General features: G+C 66.7%; 16 protein-coding genes. 7 read left to right on the top strand and 9 right to left on the bottom strand.

The features are described 5' to 3' along the window. Positions 1–40 precede the first annotated feature (40 nt). Both H3H36_RS23330 and H3H36_RS23335 read left to right on the top strand, forming a co-directional pair. The gene (locus tag H3H36_RS23330) at positions 41–940 is read left to right on the top strand and encodes a LysR substrate-binding domain-containing protein (RefSeq protein ID WP_220459838.1); all 900 of its coding nucleotides are present in this window, start codon (positions 41–43) and stop codon (positions 938–940) included. 193 nt (positions 941–1,133) lie between these two features. Then, positions 1,134–1,754 (top strand): SLATT domain-containing protein, encoded by a 621-nt coding sequence (locus H3H36_RS23335; RefSeq protein WP_182220464.1) that lies wholly within the window; start codon positions 1,134–1,136, stop codon positions 1,752–1,754. A 15-nt stretch (positions 1,755–1,769) separates the two neighbouring features. On the opposite strand, the gene H3H36_RS23340 is transcribed toward H3H36_RS23335, so the two are convergent. The 4 genes from H3H36_RS23340 to H3H36_RS23355 all read right to left on the bottom strand — a co-directional run bounded on the left by H3H36_RS23340 (position 1,770) and on the right by H3H36_RS23355 (position 4,234). Continuing rightward, on the bottom strand, positions 1,770–2,381 hold the full coding sequence (locus H3H36_RS23340) for a hypothetical protein (protein ID WP_182220465.1): 612 nt from the start codon (positions 2,379–2,381) through the stop codon (positions 1,770–1,772). A 285-nt stretch (positions 2,382–2,666) separates the two neighbouring features. Beyond that, complete coding sequence (locus tag H3H36_RS23345; protein ID WP_182220466.1) at positions 2,667–3,278, bottom strand: FMN-dependent NADH-azoreductase; 612 nt, start codon at positions 3,276–3,278, stop codon at positions 2,667–2,669. A gap of 6 nt (positions 3,279–3,284) precedes the next feature. Beyond that, positions 3,285–3,728: a GNAT family N-acetyltransferase gene (locus H3H36_RS23350; RefSeq protein ID WP_182220467.1), complete on the bottom strand. Its 444-nt coding sequence runs from the start codon at positions 3,726–3,728 to the stop codon at positions 3,285–3,287. Beyond that, positions 3,725–4,234: a carboxymuconolactone decarboxylase family protein gene (locus H3H36_RS23355; protein WP_182220468.1), complete on the bottom strand. Its 510-nt coding sequence runs from the start codon at positions 4,232–4,234 to the stop codon at positions 3,725–3,727. Before H3H36_RS23355 ends, H3H36_RS23350 begins: the two co-directional genes overlap by 4 nt. 81 nt (positions 4,235–4,315) lie before the next feature. Here H3H36_RS23355 and H3H36_RS23360 point away from each other — a divergent pair, with 81 nt between their 5' ends. Then, positions 4,316–4,792 (top strand): MarR family winged helix-turn-helix transcriptional regulator, encoded by a 477-nt coding sequence (locus tag H3H36_RS23360; RefSeq protein WP_182220469.1) that lies wholly within the window; start codon positions 4,316–4,318, stop codon positions 4,790–4,792. A gap of 8 nt (positions 4,793–4,800) precedes the next feature. Here the strand turns inward: H3H36_RS23360 and H3H36_RS23365 are convergent, their stop codons facing one another. The 4 genes from H3H36_RS23365 to H3H36_RS23380 are packed head-to-tail and all read right to left on the bottom strand — an operon-like array spanning position 4,801 to position 9,543. After that, positions 4,801–6,468 (bottom strand): hybrid sensor histidine kinase/response regulator, encoded by a 1,668-nt coding sequence (locus tag H3H36_RS23365; RefSeq protein WP_182220470.1) that lies wholly within the window; start codon positions 6,466–6,468, stop codon positions 4,801–4,803. Positions 6,469–6,476: 8 nt separating this feature from the next. Beyond that, entirely contained in the window at positions 6,477–6,908 is a 432-nt protein-coding gene (locus H3H36_RS23370) for a response regulator (protein WP_182220471.1), read from the bottom strand. After that, entirely contained in the window at positions 6,905–8,815 is a 1,911-nt protein-coding gene (locus tag H3H36_RS23375) for a PAS domain-containing protein (protein ID WP_182220472.1), read from the bottom strand. Before H3H36_RS23375 ends, H3H36_RS23370 begins: the two co-directional genes overlap by 4 nt. Positions 8,816–8,823: 8 nt before the next feature. After that, the gene (locus H3H36_RS23380) at positions 8,824–9,543 is read right to left on the bottom strand and encodes a substrate-binding periplasmic protein (protein WP_182220473.1); all 720 of its coding nucleotides are present in this window, start codon (positions 9,541–9,543) and stop codon (positions 8,824–8,826) included. Between the two features lie 275 nt (positions 9,544–9,818). On the opposite strand from H3H36_RS23380, the gene H3H36_RS23385 reads away from it, so the two are divergent. Then, on the top strand, positions 9,819–12,116 hold the full coding sequence (locus H3H36_RS23385; protein ID WP_229220065.1) for a putative bifunctional diguanylate cyclase/phosphodiesterase: 2,298 nt from the start codon (positions 9,819–9,821) through the stop codon (positions 12,114–12,116). Between the two features lie 112 nt (positions 12,117–12,228). Next, positions 12,229–14,268, top strand: coding sequence for a methyl-accepting chemotaxis protein (locus H3H36_RS23390; protein ID WP_182220474.1), 2,040 nt, complete (start codon positions 12,229–12,231; stop codon positions 14,266–14,268). A gap of 163 nt (positions 14,269–14,431) precedes the next feature. On the opposite strand, the gene H3H36_RS23395 is transcribed toward H3H36_RS23390, so the two are convergent. Continuing rightward, on the bottom strand, positions 14,432–14,758 hold the full coding sequence (locus tag H3H36_RS23395; RefSeq protein ID WP_182220475.1) for a hypothetical protein: 327 nt from the start codon (positions 14,756–14,758) through the stop codon (positions 14,432–14,434). 323 nt (positions 14,759–15,081) lie between these two features. On the opposite strand from H3H36_RS23395, the gene H3H36_RS23400 reads away from it, so the two are divergent. Further along, positions 15,082–17,361 (top strand): TonB-dependent receptor, encoded by a 2,280-nt coding sequence (locus H3H36_RS23400; RefSeq protein WP_182220476.1) that lies wholly within the window; start codon positions 15,082–15,084, stop codon positions 17,359–17,361. Between the two features lie 99 nt (positions 17,362–17,460). After that, a complete protein-coding gene (locus H3H36_RS23405; RefSeq protein WP_182220477.1) occupies positions 17,461–19,245 on the top strand; it encodes an alkaline phosphatase family protein in 1,785 nt (594 codons plus the stop codon). Positions 19,246–19,418: the final 173 nt, after the last annotated feature.

Raw genomic sequence — 19,418 nt, forward strand, 5'->3', positions numbered from 1 at the left:
TTTACGATGAGGCGATAAGACGGCAAAATCCACAATCACTATGAAGCAATTCTTAACAATCGACCGGCTGAAACGGATGGCCGTGTTCGCCCGCGTGGTGGAAGCCGGTTCCATGAGCGCGGCTGCGCGCGAACTGGCGATGACCACTTCGGCCGTCAGCCAGCAGATCCGCCAGCTGGAGGCCGAGATCGGCCTGGCCCTGTTGCACCGTTCCACCCGGCGCCTGAGCACCACGGAAGCGGGGCAGGCTTACTACGAGGATTGCGCCGCCATGCTGCTGGCGGCCCATACGGCCGAGCAGCGCCTGTCCGACCTGCGCGACGAGCCCCGTGGCGAATTGCGGATCGCTTTTCCGGTCGGATTCAGTGGTCATCTGGCGGCGGCGCTGGCGCCGCTGCTGCGTGCCCAGCCCCGGCTGGCGCTGCGGTTGTTTGCCGAGGACCGCCGCATCGACCTGATCGCCGAGCGCATCGACCTGGCTATCCGCATCGGCACCCTGACCGATTCCAACCTGGTGGCGCGCCGGCTGGCCGAGTGGCGCCACGTGCTGGTGGCGTCCAGCGGCTACGCGCAGGCGCACGGCCTGCCGCAGGCGCCCGAGGAGCTGGCGCGTTATCCGGTGATGAACCTGAACGTGATGAACCAGACGGAATTCATTGAACTGTCGCGCGCGGGCGAAACGCGGCGGGTGCGGGTCCAGGGCGCGGTGGCGGGTAACAGCTTTATCGCGTTGCGGGAGATGATGCTGCAGGGCGTGGGCATCATGCGCATGCCCGGACCGGACGCCATGCCATTGCTGGAAACCGGACAGGTGGTGCTGGTGTTGCCCGAATGGACGATGGCGCCCATGGGCGTGTACGCGCTGACCGTGCAGCGCGACGCCCAGCCGGCCAAGGTGCGGTTGGCGATCGCCGCCATCCGTGACTACCTGGCAAGTTGAGCGGGCAATGGCATCACATAGTCGGGCGAGGCGCGCATCCCACACCGGCGGCGCCAGGTGTCACTTTTTTGGGCGAACTTTCCGGCAGCGGATTGTGTCCATCACAGAAAGGTAGTAAATTGCCGTGTGGCAATTAATCTGGTGGGATGGCCAAGTGCCATTCGCCTCCAAACTCCTTTCAGCAGAGGCAACAGTGAGCAATATCGTCGACAGCGCCAAGACCTTGGGCGACAGGATCTGGTTTTCCCGCGAGGCCTGGGTGCGCGCGGAATCACGGCTGCTGTCCAACCAGGGACATGCGCAGCGGCTGCTGGTGGTCTATTCCGTCTACAGCCTGTGCTTCGCCATCGCCTTGTTGAAATACAAGGTCGTGTCGGACGACTTCCAGAATATCTTTTCCGTCGTGCTCGCCGTCATGCTGATGGCGCTGTCGCTGCAGCTCAACACCCGCAACTTTCGCGACCGTGCGCAGCAATTCAAGAGCGGTTACCTGAAGTTGATGGATATAGAGAGCAGGATCATGCAGGTGACGTTGCAGCGCACGCCGCAAGCCATGCTCGACGACTACAACGAGTTGTTCGCCAGCTACAAGCAGTTGCTCAACGACGTGGAAAATCACACCACCGGCGACGCCTTGCTGGCCCGCTACCGGGCCGGCGGAACGGATCGGGCCGGCGCCGGACTGACGATGCTCGAACGCGCGCACGTGCTCATGTTGCAAGCGTGGCGCGCCCTATGGCTGGTGCTGTTTTACCTGGGCCCCGTGCTGGCGCTGGCCGTGTGTTACGTCGGTATCCGCAACAACCTGTTTTGACGACGCGGCGGCAGCTCAGCGCGACAGTGGCGCGCTGGCGTCGAAAGTGTTGGTCGAGCCACCCTCGGCCGTGACGATGTAGAGCTGACCGCTGCTCAGGAACAAGCCGCCCGGATTGGCGCCCAGCACGTTGATGATCTGGATATCCGTGCCGCCGCCGTTGTAGGCGATATGCCACACCGTCTTGCCGTTCACCACGGAGGAACTGACGCCGCCGCCGCTGAAGCTGACGGTGGCGTCCGAGGCCGTGGCCGTGCCACGGTCCACGGCGCCCGTCAGGCTCTGGCCCGATTGCAGGTGGACCGTGGCGTTGTTTTCCGTCGCCACATATTGCAGCGTGGCGATGGGTTTGGAAAACACGCCGGTGGCCACCAGGGCGCCGCTGCAATCTTCATTGTCGAAATAATCGATCCGGTCCGACAGCGTGGCCGTCGTGGCGCTGGCCGTCAGCGTGGCCACGGTGATGGTTTCCCGGTGATGGAATTGGCATACATCTTTCCATTCGCCCACATATTTGGCGAAAGGCACCGTCGTCGGCGGATTGACGACGCTGCCGGCCGAACTGCCGCCACCACCACAGGCGGATAAAACAGACGCTACCGCCACGCAGGCGAGGACTTGTTTCATATTGAATTCCTGATCGATCGCAGATATAGGAAAGTCAATTATAGCCAATGCCATTCCTCATTCATCACCCCATTCTGGAGGATATCTACTAACGGCCTTGATTCTCGTCGCCGTTTGCATGGCGCAGCGATGCCGGCCGTTGGCCGAAGCACTTCAGCCAGATTATATGGATGCTGAAACCGGCCGCGCGGCCTGCCGCACAGGTGACCAGCGCATGCCGGATTCTGGCGTTTACGCGCCAAAATCTGGCATGATTTGCAACGCTGCTCCCTGCTGGCGCGGTGCTCAGAAGCGGAAACCGGCCAGCCAGTGTGCGAAGCGGGCACGGCTGGTTGCCACGGCGTCCGGCCCCCGGTTCATATTATCGAGTCTGATCACTTCCACGTCGCCCACGCCCAGCGTGCCGAATATATGGTGCAAATACGGCGTGATGAAATCGGGCTGCCAACTCGCTGGCGGTTCCAATGCGCCGCCGCTGGAAACAATAATCCGCACCGGCCGGTTTTTTAACAGGCCGATTTTCCCGTCCGGGGTGGAATGGAAAGTCCGGTTCGGCCGCACCACATAATCGACCCAGGTTTTCAACGTGGCCGGCAGGCTGAAGTTATGCATGGGGGTGGAAATTAACACCATATCCGCCGTCTCCAGTTCGCCGATTAATTCTTCGGACAGCGCCAATATGCTGTGCTCCTGGTCGCCGCGCGCCGCGGCCGGCATCAGGCTGGCGGCGTTCCAGGCCGCGTCGAGGTGGGGCAGGGGGGCCATGCCCAGGCAACGTTCGAAAATTTGCAACGAGGGTTCCCGGCGCAGCAGATGGGCCACGGTTTCCTGTCCCGCCTGGTAACTGGACGAGGCGGCGCCGCGCGGGCTGGCGTTCACATGCAAAAGCTTGCGCATGGCGCTTCAGGCCGTCAGGGGCAGGTTGAACCGCATGGCACTGGACAACATGCCCTGCCGGAAATAGAAGCGCTGGCCGAGCGCGTTGCCGAGCCCTGTGTCGAGCACCAGTTTGGCGCAGCCCAGTTCCATGCCTTCCTGCTTGAGCCGTGCCAGCAAGGCGGCACCATGGCCGCCGCTGCGCTGGCGTGCGTCGGTCACCAGGTCGTCCACGTACAGGAAACGGCCGTGCACCAGGTTGTGCTGGACCCGGTAGCCGGCCAGGGCCACGGGCGCCTCGCCATCGTAGCGGGCCAGCAGCCGGTAGCCTTCCTCGCGCTGGCAGCGCCAGCGGGCCACCCATTCGTCGGCGCTGGTCAGCTGGGGACGCAGTTGTTGCATCAAGCCGTGGCAGGCGCGCACGCCGGCCTCATCGGCGATGGCGACGAAGCGCAGGCCGGCCCCGTTCATGCCGCCACCTGCCCGGGCAGCGCCTGGGCCGGCACGGGCGCCGTGAAGCGCAGCGCGCCGGCGATCCGGTTCCAGGCATTGATGTTGGCCACGGCCGCGCTCAGGAAGGCGATCTCGGGCGTGCTGAAATGGTCCTGCAATGGCGCGAACACGGCGTCGTCCACGTGCTGGCCGGCCATCAAGGTCAGCGCTTCCGTCCAGGCCAGCGCGGCCCGTTCGCGTGCCGTGTAGACATGGGCGTCGCGCCAGGTGGCCAACAGGTCCAGCTTGGCCGGCGCCACTGGCTGGGGCAGCGCGCGCGCCAGGTTCAGGTGAAATTGCAGGCAGAACGCGCAGCCGTTCAGTTGCGAGGCGCGCACCTTGATCAGTTCCGTCAGCGATTTTTCCAGGCCCGATTCGTCCACCGCCGCGCCCAGCGCGCGCAGGGCGGCGCCGGCGGCCGGGGCCAGCTGGTTGAACGTGGCATAGTCAAGGCGGGGAACCGGGGTGGGCAAGGCAGTCGTCATGTGAGGCTCCAGTGGGGCGCCGCGGCGGCGCGTGTTAATATCAGAGTTCGAACACAAAAATTATATTCGAATTCTTACATTATGGGTAAAACAATCAACGCCCCCATCATCCCGGCGGTGGGCCAAGGCAAGCGCGGCGTCGATGGCCACCTCGGCTATCTGCTGCGGCAAGCCCATGCGGCGCACCGCATCCGCATGGAAAAGGCCCTGGGGGAACTGGACGTGACGCTGCCCCAGTTTTCCGTGCTGACCATGCTGGCGGCCTATCCGGGCGCGTCGGGCGCCGACCTGGCGCGGCTGTCGCTGCTCACGCCCCAGACCATGAGCGTGATCGTGCACAACCTGGAGCGGGCCGGCGCCGTCAGCCGCCATCCACACCCCATCCACGGCCGCATCCAGGTGATCGAGCTGACGGAGGCGGGCCGGCAATTGCTGGACGCCTGCCGCGCCCGCGTGCAGCCGGTCGAAGCGGCCATGGACAGCGGACTGGACGAGGCGGGCCAGCAACTGGTGCGGGCCTGGCTGGTGCGCCTGGCCGAGGGCGATGGCGTGTTGTAGGGGGGGGCTCAGGAGGCCAGCGCGGCGCCGGCCTGATCCTCGTCGGCGCCCGGCGCCGCCTGCGGTGTCACGGCCGGGAAGGTGAAGTGCAGCCGCACGCCCTGGCCGGGCGCGCTGTCGAGCCGCAGCTGGCCCTTGAAGATGGCTTGCACCAGGTTGTTGACGATCGATAGCCCGAGCCCGGAGCCGCCCTTGCCCAGCCTGGTCGTGTAGAACGGTTCGAACACGCGGTGCTGGACTTCGGCCGGGATGCCGTGGCCATCGTCGCGGTAGTGCAGTTCCACCATGCCGTCGGCGCCGCTGGCTTCGATCACGATCTGGCCGCCCGGCTTGCCGTCGAAACCGTGGGTGATGGAATTCATCACGATGTTGTTGATGATCTGTTCCAGGTGGCCCGGATAACTGTCCATCATGATGCCGTCCGGGATGCGCAGCTCGACGGCGGCCTTGGCCCGGCGCAGCCGCGCGCCCAGCGCCGTCAGGCTGTCCTGCACCGTGGTGCGCAAGTCGAAGTGGCGGCGGCGCTGGCTGGTCTGGTCCACGGACACCCGCTTGAAGCTTTCGATCAGATCATTGGAGCGGTGGCCGTTGCGGGCGATGATGTCGCTCGCGTTCAGACATTCATGCAAGCCTTGCAGCAGGCCAGAACGGGTCAGGCTGTTGTGTTCAGCCGCGCACGTGAGTTCGGCCAGCTTGTCGGCCAGCGAGGTGGCGGCCAGCACCATGTTGCCGATCGGCGTGTTCAGTTCATGCGACACGCCCGCCACCAGCACCCCCAGCGAGGCCAGTTTTTCCGATTCCACGATCTGGTCCATGGCCAGGCGCAGCTCGCGCGTGCGGGCCTCGACCCGGCTCTCCAGTTGCTCGTTCAGTTCGCGCAGCGCTTCCTCGATGCGCTTGCGTTCCGTCAGGTCGATATGGGTGCAGATCATGCGCAGCGGCTGGCCGGCGCCGTCGCGGCTGACGATGGTGCCGTTGTCGAGCACCCATTTCCAGGAACCGTCGCGCCCGCGCAGCCGGTATTCCTGCTTGTAGCGCCCGCTGGCGCCGCTGAAGTGCTCGCGCATGGCTGCACGCAGCCGCGGCAGGTCGTCCGGGTGCACCAGGCTGTCGCGCCAGGTGGCCGTGGGCACCACCTCGTGTTCGGCGTAGCCGTGGATGGTGCGCCAGCACGGCGAGAACAGCACCTGGCCGTTGGGGATGTCCCAGTCCCACACGCCGTAGCCGGCCCCTTCGAGTGCGAAGTTCCACCGTTCCTCGGCGGCCCGCAGCGCCTGGGCGGCGGCCCGGTGCTGGCGCCGCCGTTCCGCTTCCTTGAGTTCGCGCGCGACGGCCGGTCCCAGCCGGGCCAGGTCGCCCTTCATCACGTAGTCGTGGGCGCCGGCCCGCATCAGGGCCACGGCCGTCTCCTCGCCGATGGTGTTGGAGACGACGATGAAAGGCAGGTCCAGCCCCGCCGCATGCAAATGGGCCAGCGCAATGCTGGCGTTCAGGTCCGGCAGGTTGTGGTCCGACAGTACGATGTCCCAGTGCGGCGCGGCCAGCGCGGCATGCAGCTCGGCCGCCGTTTCCACCCGGTCCAGCGTGACGTCGTAGCCAGCCTTGCGCAGGCAGCGCTCGATCAGGTCGGCATCGCTGTCGCAGTCTTCCACCAGCAGGACGGCAAGCGGGGTCATGGGAGCTCTCACGGCGCTTCGTTCAGTACCAGCCAGTATAAACCCAGCTGGCGCACGGTTTCGGAAAATTGCGCGAAGTCCACCGGCTTGCGGATGTAGCTGTTCACGCCCAGGTCGTAGCCGGCCGCGATGTCCTGTTCCTCGCGCGACGACGTCAGGATCACCACCGGCACGCGCCGGGTGCGGGCGTCGGCGCGGATCTGGCGCAGCACGTCCAGCCCGTCCACCTTGGGCAGCTTGAGGTCGAGCAGGATCAGCACCGGCAGCGCGGCCACATCGCGTCCCGCGTACGGGCCGGCGCCGAACAGGTAGTCCAGTCCCTCCTGGCCATCCTGCGCCACCACCAGCGTGTTGGTGATGTTGTTGCGCTTGAGGGCGCGCTCGGTCAGCGCCACGTCGCTGGGATTGTCCTCGATCAGCAAGATGACTTTGCCGCTCATGGTGCATCCTCCAGGGTGAAGTAAAAGGTGGCGCCGGCGTCGGGCGCCGCGTGGGCCCACACGTGGCCGCCGTGGCGCTGGACGATGCGCTGCACGGTGGCCAGCCCGATGCCGCTGCCGGCGAACTCGCTGGCCTTGTGCAGGCGCTGGAACACGCCGAACAGCTTGTGGGCGTGGCGCATGTCGAAGCCGGCGCCGTTGTCGCGCACGAACCAGGCGTGGGCGGGCTGGCCGGTGGCCGGGTCGGTGGCCAGCGCGCGCCCGAAGGCGATCTGTGCCGGGTCGCGCATGGCGCTGAACTTGCAGGCGTTCTCGAGCAGGTTGTGCAGCACCGCTTCCAGCAGCGCGCGGTCGCCCCAGGCGTGCAGGCCGGGCGCGATGTCCAGTTCGATGCGGCGGTCGGGATAGCCCTCGCGCACGCGCGCGGCCGCGCTGGCGGCCAGCGCCGACAGGTCCAGCGGGCGCCGGTTGAGCGCGGCCCGGCCCAGGCGCGACAGTTCCAGCATGCCGTCGATCAGCTGGCCCATGCGGCCGGCCTCGCCCTGCACGCGCGCCAGGTAGAGCCGGGCCGTGTCGTCGAGCCGCTCGCCGTAATCTTCCTCCAGGGCCTGGGCCCAGCCGGCGATGCCGCGCAACGGGCTGCGCAAGTCGTGCGAGACGGAATACGAGAACGCTTCCAGCTCCGCATTGGCTTGCCGCAGCTGGGCCGTGCGCTCGCGCACCTGGGCTTCCATGGTGTCGTTGGCCTCGCGCAGTTCGGCCCGCGCGTGTTCGGTCTGTTCCAGCAGCTTGCTCATGGCTTCCTCGGCCGCGCGCCGTTCGCTGAAATCCGTGTGGGTGCCGATGATGCGGGTGGCGTGGCCCTGGGCGTCCTGCTCCACCACCATGCCGCGCGCCACGATCCACTTCCAGCTGCCATCCTTGCAGCGCATGCGCTGCTCGATCGCATAGGTCTTGGAGCTGCCGTTGAAGTTGGCCTCCAGCAGCCGCATGGCCGTGCGCAGGTCGTCCGGGTGGGCCAGGCGCTGGTAGGTGTCGAGGTGGTTGGGCAGCTCGTCCTCGCGGTAGCCCAGCATCTCCTTCCAGCGCTTGGAATAGATCACTTCGCCCGTCAGCACGTGGTAATCCCACACGCCGTGGCCGGCCCCTTCGAGCGCGTGCTGCCAGCGAAATTCGCTGTCGCGCACTTGCTGGAACGAGGCGGCCAGCCGCAGGCGCATGGCATTCAGGGCCGCCACCACCTGGGCCAGTTCATCATGCGTGTTGTGCGCGCTGGGAGGCCGTTCCAGCGCCAGCGGCTGCTCCAGGTGGCCGGCGAACAGCCGGTCCGAATAGGCCGCGATCTTTTTCAGGTGGCGTCCCACCAGCCACTGGAACAGCACCAGGATGAACAGCGACACGAGGAAGGTCTTGATGGTCTGGGCGATCAGGATGGTTACCACCTTGTCGCGCAGGCGCTGCCAGGCGCCCTCCAGGCTGGCCACGGCGCGCACCTTGCCGATGTAGACGGGACGTTCACGGTGCTGGTAGTAGAGCGGGAATTCGCGCGCCAGCACGTCGCCTTCGCCATTGCCGCGCACCTTGCCGGCCCGCGCCACCGTCTGGCCCTGCTCGTTGGTGACGTCCACGTACTGCAGGTCCGGCAGGCGCATGATGCCTTGCAGTTGCAGCTGCAGGTCGCGGGTGCTGGTGATCCACAGGCTGGAGGCCAGGCTGTCGGCGTAGCTGGCGTGGATCTGTTCGAGCTGGCCGGCGATGTCGTGCACGTCGCGCCGGTATTCGAGCGCCAGTTGCAGCACGGTCGACACCAGCGTGACGACCGAACTGAACAGCAGGATCAGCACGGCCAGCCGCCGCCCCAGGCGGGCGCCTGCCAGATTGTGCAGCCAGGGCCGGGTCATGTCCATGGCGGGCCTCAGTGGCGTGTGCCGCGCAGGGCTTGCTCGAAGATGCGCTGGTAGCTGCCATCGCGCTTCATCCGGCGCAGCTGCTCGGCCAGCCGGGGCGCCAGCGCCGCGTGCTTCTTGTTCAGGTAGAGGAACCAGTCGCCTTCCACATAGGCCGGTTCCAGCACCTTCACGTCCTGCAAGCCCATGCTTTGCACGAAATGCAGGCCCTCCAGTTTTTCGATCACGGCCACGTCGATGCGGTCCATGGCCAGCATGGCAAACAGCTGGCGCCCCGTCTCCAGCTTTTGCAGCGAGCGGGTGCCGGTGATGCTGCGTTCGAGGATTTTCCAGCCCGTCAGGATGCCCACGTCATAAGGGGCCAGGCTGGCCGCGCCATCGACCGTGAAATCGGCGTGGCGGCTGAACACCACCATCTGGTAGCGCATCACCGGCTCGGGCACGCGCACCAGGTTGGTGTAGCTTTGCTCGATGCCCAGCACGCGCGAGACGTCGCCATCGTCGATGCCGCTGTTGGCGTTGAGCAGGCCCCGTTCGGCCGAGGTTGCTTGTATTACCACCGCCAGGTCCAGGCGGCGGAACAGTTCCGCGTACAACAGGTCGAGCGCGCCGTCGTGTTGGGGCGACGTGATGGGGGCGAAGAACGAGGTGTTGAGCACCAGCTTGGGCGCGGCCGCGCCGGGCAGGGCGAACAGCAGTGCGGCCAGCAGCGTCAACAGGGATTTCATGGTCACCCTCGCGTGAGGCGCACGCCGTCCACGGCGGCAGGCCTTGCCAGACAGTATGCCCAGATTCGCCCGCTTTGGCTATGCGGGGCCGCGTCGTGGCCGCCCCGGTGTTGCCTAATTTGCCCGCGCGCCCGATTTTGTGCCTGAGGGCAACACTTCGATGGGCGGCGCCCGTTATTCAGACTACAATAATGGGAGTGAGCGCCGGCTGTCGTGGACAGCAGCGGCCCCCAGCTCCGGCGCCCCGTGGCGGCCGGCCCCCAGTGGTGGAGATGATGAGTCCGGACCCCAGTCAGTACGCCTATATCTCGGTGATGGCCGATGCCATCCTGAGCGCCATCCTGATCTTCCTGTGGCTGATGCAGCGCAAGGAGCGCCATGCCCTGTACTGGGCCATGGGCCAGCTGTCCATCATGGCTGCGTTCGCGCTGTGGTTCTCGGGCGTGGCGGCGCTCGAACCGCTGCGCCGGCCGCTGGGCGCGCTGCTGATCACGGGCGGCGCGGCCGGCTACTGGGCCGGCACCCAGTTCTTCCTGGGCGGACTGCGGCGCGGCGAGGGCGCCTGGCCGCTGCTGGGCTTCCTGCTGCTGGCCGGTGCCTTGCAGTTGTGGTGGGCAGCCAACCCGGCCGTGGTGTTCCCCAGTGGCGGCTTATTGCTGTGCCTGGTCATGGTATGGACCGGCGTACGCCTGGGACGGGGCCGCCATCTGCACCGCTACCGCCTGTTGGGCATCACCATGGCCGTGCGCGGCATGTTCAACCTGGCCGGCAGCATCGAGATGACGCCGCACACCTACCTGTACTGGTTCGCGGCCAGCTCCGTGCTCAAGTCGCTGTCCATGCTGGGCCTGATCTACGCCGTGCAGCACGAGATCAAGCAGCGCTACGCCAGCACCATCGACAGCCTGAGCAACGGCTTCCTGATCCGCGACAAGCGCGGCTACGTGCACGTGGCCAACGAGCGCTGCGCCAGCCTGCTCGGTTACGGCAGCGCGGCCGACCTGATCGGGCGCAACGTGACGGACTTGCTGCCGGGCCTGACGCGCCAGATGGCCGACGATTATTTCGCCGCCTTCGAGGCGGCCGGCACCCGCTATCCGCTGACACAGGAGGCGGAGCTGACGCTGCACAGTGGCGCCAAACTGCCGGTCGAGATGATGGCCTCGCCCTACATCGAGCGGGGCCGCCTGTACTGCCTGGTGCAACTGCTCGATATTTCGGAGCGCAAGAAGAAGGACACGCTGCTGTACCAGGCGGCCCGCGTCGACCCCGTCACCGGCCTGGGCAACCGCTACGCCCTGGCCGAGCGGCTGCGTGCCGACCTCGCCCAGGCCCACGCCGGCGCACGCGCCTGCGCGCTGCTGTTCATCGACCTCGACAAGTTCAAGCGCATCAACGACTCGTTCGGCCACGGCGCCGGCGACGAATTGCTGCGCAAGGTGGCCCAGCGGCTGCAGGCGCTGCTGGGCCCGCGCGACATGCTGGCCCGCTTCGGCGGCGACGAATTCATCGCCGCGCTGCCGGACCTGGCGCCGGCCGACTGCGAGGCCCGGGCCCGGGCTTGCGCGCAAGCCATCCTGGCCGCCATGGTCCCGGCGTTCGACGTGTCGCACCACACGGTGGCCGTCACGGCCAGCATCGGCCTGGCCTGCTATCCGCGCCACGGCAGCGATGGCGAGACCCTGCTGCGCCACGCCGACATCGCCATGTACGAGGCCAAGAAGGCCGGCCGGGGCGAGCTGCGCTTTTTCAGCGACGCCATGAACGCGGCCGCGCGCGACGCGCTGGTGATCGACGGCGCGCTGCGCCACGCCATCGCGGCCAATGAATTCCGGCTCGACTACCAGGTGATCGCGGAAGCGGGCAGCGGCCGCGTGGGCAAGGTGGAAGCCTTGCTGCGCTGGCGCAGCGCCACGCTGGGCACGGTGGCGCCCGACCGTTTCATTCCCGTGGCCGAGGACAGCGGCCTGATCGTCGAACTGGGCAGCTGGGTGCTGGCCGAAGCGTGCCGCCAGGCGGCCCTGTGGCGCGGCGGCCCGCTCGACGGGGTGCGCATCAGCATCAACGTGTCGGCCTGGCAGCTGGCCGACCCCGGCTTCGTGCCCCTGGTGGAAGCCACGCTGGCGCGCCACGGCCTGCCCGGGGCGCTGCTGGAACTGGAATTGACCGAGCGCGTGCTGATCGACGACGGCCCCAATGTGCGCAGCGTGCTGGAACGGCTGCGGGCGCTGGGCGTGAGCGTGTCGCTGGACGATTTCGGCACCGGCTATTCCTCGCTCAGCTACCTGACCCAGTTCCAGCTCAACACGCTCAAGATCGACCGCGCCTTCGTCATGGACATCGAGCACAGCGCCCGCAGCAACAGCCTGGTGCACGCCATCATCGCCATGGGCCACAGCCTGGGCCTGCAACTGGTGGCCGAGGGCGTGGAGACGGATGGCCAGGCCCGCATCCTGGCCCGCATGGGTTGTCATTACTTGCAAGGTTTCCACATCGCCCGTCCCGCCGCGCCCGAGCAGTTGTTGCTTTTCGCGGCGTCCCGTTCGGATGCGGCCAGTGGTGCGCCTGTTTGACGGACACGCCACGTAAAATCTCCAGCATAGTGACGGTCGGACGATTATCATAGGAAAGAGATACATCCGATCTGCAAGTCATCCCTGGCCTGAGCGTATCCTGGAGGTGGACATGAACGTGTTTTCATTGGTGGACCGGTTGCGCTTGCCGCACAAATTCCTGATCCTGAGCGTGATCGCCGTCGTGCTGGCCGCCATTCCCAGCTATTTCTACCTGCGCGAAGCGGCCAAGAGCCTGGATGCCTACGTGGCCGAGCAGGACGGGCTGCCGCGCGTGGCCGACGTGCTCAAGACCATCCAGCTGACCCAGCAGCACCGCGGCTTGTCGGCCCTGTACCTGGGCCAGGTGGCGGGCGTGGAGGGCAAGCGCCAGGCCAAGCAGGACGAGGCCGACCGCCAGTACGCCAGGGTCGACGCCTTCGTCAAGACCATCGACGACAAGGGCGTGACGGCGGCCTGGGAGGAGGCCCGCGCCGACTGGGAGCGCCTGCGCGCCGGCGTGGCCGGGCGCACGCTGACGGTGCCGCAAAGTTTCGCCGCCCACACGGCGCTGGTGCCCAAGCTGCTCAAGGTGAATGACCTGGTGGGCGATTATTACGGCCTGAGCCTGGACCCGGACAAGGACAGTTACCAGCTGATTCAGTCCACCTACTACCAGCTGCCCTACCTGACGGAGGAACTGGGCAAGACGCGCGCGCTGGGCGCCGGCTTGCTGGCCCGGCATGAGGCCACGGCCGAGGAGCGGGCCCGGCTGGCCGGCTACATCGGCCGCGTCAACGACCGCCAGGCCCAGGCCCAGACGGCCTACGCCAAGGCGGCCGCCGCCAATCCGGCCATCGAGGCGGCGCTGGGGGCGGCCATGCGCGAGGCCGTGAGCGCCGGCGACGCCTTCACCAAGGTGGCCGAGGACGAGGTGGTGCAGGCCGAGACCTTGCACTATTCGCCCGAGCAGTACGTGGACCTGGCCACCCGCACCATCGACCTGCAGTTCAAGGTCAATGAACAGGCGGCGGCCGCGATCGCGGCCATGATCAAGGACAAGATCGCCGACTTCCATGTCACGCGCTGGATCATGATGGGCAGCATGCTCGGTTTGCTGGCGCTGGCCGGCGCCGTGGCCTGGCTGATTTCGCGCTCCGTCACGGTGCCGCTGCAAAACGCGGTGACGGTGGCGCAAAGCGTGGCGCGCGGCGACCTGGTGTCCGAATTTGACGTCGGCGCGCCCAACGAAGTGGGGCAGATGCTGCGCGCCCTCAAGCACATGAACGACAGCCTGCGCACCATCGTGCGCGACGTGCGCGCCAGCATCGACAACATCGGCGCGGCCACGCGCGACATCGCCAGCGGCAACGCCGACGTGTCGGCCCGGCTGGAGGCGCAGGCTTCCAGCCTGGAGGAGACGGCCTCGTCGATGGAACAGCTGACCAGCACCGTGCGCCAGAACACCGACCACGCGCGCCAGGCCAACGCGCTGGTGGTGAACGCCTCCACCGTGGCCACCCGCGGCGGCGAAGTGGTGTCGCAAGTGGTGCAGACCATGGGCGAGATCAACGCCAGCTCGCACCGCATCGTCGACATCATCGCCACCATCGACGGCATCGCCTTCCAGACCAACATCCTGGCCTTGAACGCGGCCGTGGAAGCGGCCCGCGCCGGCGAGCAGGGCCGCGGCTTCGCCGTGGTCGCATCCGAAGTGCGCAACCTGGCCCAGCGCTCGGGCGCGGCGGCCAGGGAGATCAAGGAGCTGATCGGCCAGAGCGTGGAGAAAGTGGACGCCGGCAACCGGCTGGCCGACCGCGCCGGGCAGGCCATGGGCGAGATCGTGGGCAGCGTCGAGCGCATCACGGCCATCATGGGCGAGATCGCCACCGCCTCGGCCGAGCAGGGCAGCGGCATCGAGCAAGTGAATCAAGCCGTCACCCAGATGGACGACATGACGCAGCAGAACGCGGCGCTGGTGGAGCAGACGGCGGCCGCCTCGGCCAGCCTGCAGGAACAGGCGGAAAGCCTGATCGCCTCGATGAGCGTGTTCCGGCTCGACGATGGCGGCCCGTCCGCTTCCGCCGGCGCGGCCGCGCCCGCGCGTGCCACCGCCACCACGGCGCGCGCCGTGGTGGCGGTGGCGGGCCGCCAGGCGCTGTCGCGGTCCTGACGGTGGACGCTATTTGGGCGGCGCCGGCATGCCCTGGAAAAGCGGGGGCAAGAAGCGGCAAAGAAGCGGGGGCAAGAAGCGGGGTCAGGTCCGGCATCGTGCCATCAATGTGGCACGTTGCCGGACCTGACCCCGCTGCTCCGCGGCTCCGACCCCGCGGCTCTTACTTGACCGGCGCGGGCAGGTCCTGCGCCGCTTCCTCCGCCGTCAGGATCCACACATTCTTGATGTCACCGTTGGCGTCTTCCGTGTAGTACACCAGCATGCCGCTGCCGCGCAGGCTGGCCGGCATTTCGATCGTGTTGTCCTGGTTGAAGATGCGGGCCGCCGGCGACAGCTTGCGCGGCTTGCCGTCGATGGTCAGGTCCGGGTAATAACCGGGCGTCATCCGGCCACGCTTGATGTCGGCCGGGAACGGCCGGGCGCCGGCCAGCAGCGGCAGCGCCATCACGGCCGCCAGCAGCGCGGCCACACTACGTTTGATCCACATATGCATTCCACTGTGACGTCGGGGAGCGCCTAGCTTACCCCAGATCGGCCTGCCCGGCACGGGCCGGCGCGGCGCATGTGGTTTTGGAGGCTTTCCTCTAACTGCGCCGCCAGGCCGCCGCCGCCGGTCGCGCCGCCCTGTATGCATGGGCGTCATGCGAGTTTGTCCAAACGGCAAAATTATTCATTGGTCATCAAACTGTCACATGGCCGTCACGCAGCCGTCATATCGCCTTCCTACAATCCTGCAAGTTTTGTATTTCGGCAAGTTTGCCGGGACGCGGATTTCAGCAACTTCTCCCATTAACGTACGAAAGTCCTATCATGCAACAGCATCTCCGTTTAAAACCGATCTGCCTGCTGGTCCTGCAATCGCTGGCCTGCTACGCTTACGCCGCCCCGGACGCGGCCGAGGTGGCTGGCGTGGCCGCGGTGGCCGCCAGTGCCGGCCAGGCCGAAGCGGCCGTCGCCGGCGCCGCCGGCGCCCCGGTGCAGGTGGTGGAAGTCCTGGGCCAGGGCCAGTCGCGCCAGGTGCAGAACCTGAACCACGTGGAACTGGCCAAGGCCGTGCCGGGCACCAGCCCGCTGAAGGCGCTGGAGAAGCTGCCTGGCGTGAACTTCCAGTCGTCCGACCCGTTCGGCGCCTACGAATGGTCGACCCGCTTCAGCGTGCGCGGCTTCAACCAGAGCCAGCTGGGCTTCACGCTCGATGACATCCCGCTCGGCGACATGAGCTACGGTAACAACAACGGCTTGCACATCAGCCGCGCCATCTCGGCCGAGAACATTGGCCGCGTGGCCATCTCGCAAGGCGCGGGCGCGCTGGGCACGGCCTCCACCAGCAACCTGGGCGGCACGGTGCAGTTCATCACGCTGGCCCCCACCGACGAGCGCGGCGTGACCGTCAACCAGACCGTGGGCGCCGACCGCACCTCGCGCACCTTCGTGCGCTTCGACAGCGGCCTGATCAACGACACCACCAAGCTGTTCATCAGCGGCACCCGCCAGCGCGCCGACAAGTGGAAGGGCGCCGGTGCCCAGGACCAGGACCAGGTCAACACCCGCGTGGAACACCAGTTCGGCGAGAATACGCTGACGGCCTTCTACAACACCTCGAACCGCAAGGAAACGGACTACCAGGACTTGTCGCTGGAAATGGCGCAGCGCCTGGGCTACAACTGGGATAACTACGCGCCCGACTGGCAGCGCGCCGTGAACGCGGCCAAGAACATCTTCAGCGGCCCCGACAACAACATGGACGACGCCTACTTCCTGGGCCGCGGCCTGCGCAAGGACTCGCTGGGCGGCCTGTCGGCGGACCTGAAGATCGCGCCTTCGGCCTGGTTCAAGACCAGCTACTACCACCACAGCAATGAAGGCCAGGGTCACTGGTACACGCCTTACCAGGCTTCCTCGCCCACCGTGCCGATTTCGATCCGCACCACCGAATACTCGATCGGCCGCGACGGCCTGGTCAACGACCTCAACGTGGAGTGGGGCGCGCACACGATCGCCGCCGGCATCTGGGGCGAGCGCAGCCTGCACCGCCTGACCCGCAACTTCTACGCCATCAACGGCCCGGAAGATACCAACCACTTCCTGAGCAACCCGTTCAAGACCGCGTTCAAGCAGGACTTTACCACCACCACCACCCAGTTCTACCTGCAGGACACCTACCGCGCGCTCGATGGCAAGCTGAAGATCAATGCCGGCTTCAAGAGCCCGAAAGTGACGATAGACACGACCAGCCTGGTGGGCAGCCGCGCCGCCGGCGAACTGGTGGCGTCCAAGTCCTTCCTGCCGCAACTGGGCCTGAACTACGCCCTGAGCCGCGACGACGAACTGTTCGCGTCCGCCTCGCAGAACATGCGCGCCTTCCAGCCGGGCGTGAACGGCCCGTTCTCGCAGACCCAGGACGCGTTCAACCAGGGTACGCCGAACCTGAAGCCGGAAACCTCGGTCAACGTCGACCTGGGCTACCGCTTCAAGCGCCGCGACCTGCAAGGCTCGCTGGCCGTGTACCACGCCGACTTCGACGACCGCCAGTTGAACGTGGCCACCTGCGTCGGCATCGCCGGCTGCCCGAGCACTTTCGTCAACGTGGGCAAGGTGGAGACCAAGGGCCTGGAAGCGGTGGCCGAGTGGAAGTTCCTGCCCAGCTTTGCCTGGTTCAACACCTTCACCTACAACGACTCCAAGTACAAGTCCAACTACCTGGATAACGGCAAGCTGGTGGCCGTCAGCGGCAAGCAGGTGGTCGACACCCCGCGCACCATGTTCGACACGGAAGTGGGCTACGACAACCGGGTGTGGTTCGCGCGCCTGGGCGCCAAGTACACGGGCAAGCGCTACTACACCTACCTCAACGATGGCGCCGTGCCTTCGTTCTGGGTGGCTAACCTGTCGGCCGGCTACAAGCTCAAATCGGTGGGCATGCTGAAGGAACTGTCGCTGCAGTTCAACGTGACCAACCTGTTCGACAAGCAGTACTTCAGCTCGATCGGCACCAACGGCTTCACGGCCTCCGACCCGACGGGCACCTTCGCCACGCTGCAGTCGGCCGCGCCGCGCAAGGCCTTCCTGACCCTGAGCGGCAAGCTGTAACGTTAGCTTGACCACTGGCGGCGCGGCGGGGACGTCACGGCAGCGATGCCGCGGCGCCCCGCCGCGCTGTTTTTGTTTTGATTTGCGAGAGAGAGTCCGATGCCATCGTCCCGTCCTGCCATGCCCACCCTGGCCCTCCTGGCCGCGCTGAGCGCCAGCGCGCCCGCCGGCCAGGCCGCCACCGCCACCACGCCGATCGAACACGTGATCGTGCTGGTGGGCGAGAACCGCACCTTCGACAACCTGTACGGCGTCTACGAACCCACGCGCGGCCAGAGCGTGGCCAACCTGCTGTCGAAAAAAATCGTCAACCGCGACGGCACGCCCGGCCCCCGTTTCCGCGACGCGGCGCAAAAGCTGGGCCTGTCCACGGGCGCCTACACGCCCACCCCCGAGTTCAACGGCGTGTACGGCCAGTTGCCGCAACCGTGGGCGGCCGGCGCCTTCGGCCAGCGCCAGGACGTGCCCGACGCGCGCTTCCCGGCCAAGCTGCCCAACGGCCCGTTCCAGATCACGCACCACGTCAGCTACGGCGCCCACACGGGCGACCCCACCCACCGCTTCTTCCAGATGTGGCAGCAGGTCGACGGCGGCAAGCATGACCTGTTCGTGTGGGTAGCCGACCAGACCGGGCCTGGCCCCAGCAATCCGTTCCCGCTGGCGCCGGGCAAGACCTACCAGGGCGCCATCAGCATGGGTTTCTACAACATGGCCACTGGCGACGCGCCGCTGTTCAAGCGCCTGGCCGACCAGTACGCCATCGCCGACAACTACCATCAGCCCGTGATGGGCGGCACCACGGCCAACTACTTCGCGCTGGCTACGGCCGACGTGGGCGTCTACACGGACGCGCACACGGGCCAGCCGGCCACGCCGCCCGTCAAGCAGATGGAAAACCCCAACGCCCAGCCGGGCACCAACAACTGGTACGTGGAAGACGGCTACCGTGGCGGCACCTACGTCAACTGCGCCGACGCGGCGCAGCCCGGCGTGGCCGGCATCCGCGAGCTGCTGGGCAAGCTGCCCTACCGCGCCTTCAATGACGGCAACTGCGCCCCCGGCGCCTGGTACATGGTCAACAACATGGAACCGGCCTACGCGCCGCTGGGCCAGCCGCTGGCGCTCGGTGACGACAAGTTCATCCTGCCGCCGCAGACCATGCCCCACATCGGCGACGCCATGACGGCCGGCGGCGTGGCGTGGAAGTGGTACAGCGGCGGGCGCAACGACGGCGCCAAGGTGGACAAGGAATACTGCGGCATGTGCGACACGCCCACCTTCTTCCGCTCCACCATGACGGGGCCGGACAAGGACAAGCTGGTGGACCTGATGCAGTTCTACGTGGACGTGAAGGACGAGGCCACCTTCCCGCAAGTGGCCGTGATCGCCCCGTATGACAGCATCTCCGGTCACCCCGGCTATGCCATGCAACCGAGTTTTGACCAGCTGGTGGCCGACGTGCTGGAGCGCGTGCGCGCCAATCCAGCGTTATGGAAGAAGACGGCCATCCTGGTCACGTTCGACGAAGGTGGTGGCTATTACGATTCCGGTTATGTGCAGCTGATCGACTTTTTCGGCGATGGCACGCGGGTGCCGCTGATCGCCATTTCGCCCTACGCGCGCAAGGGCGCTGTTGACCACACCTACTACGACCACGCCTCCATCGCCAAGTTCATCGAGCGCAACTGGGGCTTGCCGCCGCTGTCATCGCGCAGCCGCGACAACCTGCCCAACCCTGTGCACGTGGCGGCCGATCCCTACGTGCCGGCCAACCGGCCCGCCATCGGTGACCTGATGAACCTGTTCGACTTCCGCAGCGCCGGCGCGGTGACGGTCAAGCGCAAGCGTGACGGCGCGGCGACGGCAGGCAGCGGCCAGCCTTAAAAGTCAGCGCAAGAGGCGGGGTCAAGAGGCGGGGTCAGGTCCGAGAGGCGGGGTCACCCATTAGCCAACCAGCGTCAAGTCGATAATACTGTCCCGGCGCCTCGATTTTATCGAGGCGCAATTTCTTGCCTGCCTTAGCCGCAAACGCTTGTCGCGCCCGTTTTCTCAGTACT

It is taken from the genome of Rugamonas fusca, assembly GCF_014042365.1.
Lineage (GTDB): Bacteria > Pseudomonadota > Gammaproteobacteria > Burkholderiales > Burkholderiaceae_D > Rugamonas > Rugamonas fusca.

Bases quoted from the DNA above. Each gene is read 5' to 3' on its own strand.
- H3H36_RS23330 (WP_220459838.1), top strand. From the start codon at position 41: ATGAAGCAATTCTTAACAATCGACCGGCTGAAACGGATGGCCGTGTTC.
- H3H36_RS23340 (WP_182220465.1), bottom strand. From the start codon at position 2,381: ATGAAACAAGTCCTCGCCTGCGTGGCGGTAGCGTCTGTTTTATCCGCC.
- H3H36_RS23345 (WP_182220466.1), bottom strand. From the start codon at position 3,278: ATGCGCAAGCTTTTGCATGTGAACGCCAGCCCGCGCGGCGCCGCCTCG.
- H3H36_RS23350 (WP_182220467.1), bottom strand. From the start codon at position 3,728: ATGAACGGGGCCGGCCTGCGCTTCGTCGCCATCGCCGATGAGGCCGGC.
- H3H36_RS23355 (WP_182220468.1), bottom strand. From the start codon at position 4,234: ATGACGACTGCCTTGCCCACCCCGGTTCCCCGCCTTGACTATGCCACG.
- H3H36_RS23360 (WP_182220469.1), top strand. From the start codon at position 4,316: ATGGGTAAAACAATCAACGCCCCCATCATCCCGGCGGTGGGCCAAGGC.
- H3H36_RS23365 (WP_182220470.1), bottom strand. From the start codon at position 6,468: ATGACCCCGCTTGCCGTCCTGCTGGTGGAAGACTGCGACAGCGATGCC.
- H3H36_RS23370 (WP_182220471.1), bottom strand. From the start codon at position 6,908: ATGAGCGGCAAAGTCATCTTGCTGATCGAGGACAATCCCAGCGACGTG.
- H3H36_RS23375 (WP_182220472.1), bottom strand. From the start codon at position 8,815: ATGGACATGACCCGGCCCTGGCTGCACAATCTGGCAGGCGCCCGCCTG.
- H3H36_RS23380 (WP_182220473.1), bottom strand. From the start codon at position 9,543: ATGAAATCCCTGTTGACGCTGCTGGCCGCACTGCTGTTCGCCCTGCCC.
- H3H36_RS23385 (WP_229220065.1), top strand. From the start codon at position 9,819: ATGAGTCCGGACCCCAGTCAGTACGCCTATATCTCGGTGATGGCCGAT.
- H3H36_RS23390 (WP_182220474.1), top strand. From the start codon at position 12,229: ATGAACGTGTTTTCATTGGTGGACCGGTTGCGCTTGCCGCACAAATTC.
- H3H36_RS23395 (WP_182220475.1), bottom strand. From the start codon at position 14,758: ATGTGGATCAAACGTAGTGTGGCCGCGCTGCTGGCGGCCGTGATGGCG.
- H3H36_RS23400 (WP_182220476.1), top strand. From the start codon at position 15,082: ATGCAACAGCATCTCCGTTTAAAACCGATCTGCCTGCTGGTCCTGCAA.
- H3H36_RS23405 (WP_182220477.1), top strand. From the start codon at position 17,461: ATGCCATCGTCCCGTCCTGCCATGCCCACCCTGGCCCTCCTGGCCGCG.